The 504-nt window shown below is 71.0% G+C and carries 1 protein-coding gene; it reads right to left on the bottom strand.

What is annotated here, in order from left to right:
* On the bottom strand, nucleotides 1-504 hold a 504-nt coding region (locus EF387_RS46525; RefSeq protein ID WP_238432112.1), incomplete at both ends, for a SigE family RNA polymerase sigma factor.

Below are 504 nucleotides of genomic sequence, written 5' to 3'. Positions count from 1 at the left end.
TCCACCGTTTTCGTTTTGTGGGCGGCGAGCGCCGGGTGCGAGCGCAGTTTGGCCAGCCCTCGTGCCGCCTGGCTCTTCACCGTGCCGACCGAGCACCGCAGCACCGCGGCGACCTCGCTTTCGCCGAGGTCGTCCCAGTAGCGCAGGATCACCACGGCCCGCTGCCGCTCCGGGAGCGTGGCCAGCGCCTCCACCAGTGCGTCGCGGTGCTCGAGTCCGTCCGTCCGGTCGGTGACGGGGGTGTCGGGCAGCAGTGCCGTCAGCAGGTGTGCCACGCGCCGCTTGCGGTGGTGGCTGCGGTTGTTGTTCACCAGGGACCTGCGCACGTAGGTCCCGGTCCCGGGGCGCCGGCCGACCTGGCTCCACCGTCCGTGCAGCTTGACCAGGGTGCTCTGGACCAGGTCTTCGGCCTCGTGGAAGTCGCCGGTGAGCAGGTAGGCGCATCTGACCAGCCGGGGCCAGTGCGCGGTGACGAAGTCCGCGAAGTCGGCATCGGGGTCCGTG

Origin of the sequence: Streptomyces cavernae, from assembly GCF_004023625.1 — a bacterium.
In the GTDB taxonomy this organism is placed as follows: domain Bacteria; phylum Actinomycetota; class Actinomycetes; order Streptomycetales; family Streptomycetaceae; genus Streptomyces; species Streptomyces cavernae.
Note: the sequence above shows the minus strand (reverse complement) of the source record. Positions and strands in the feature narration are given on the sequence as shown.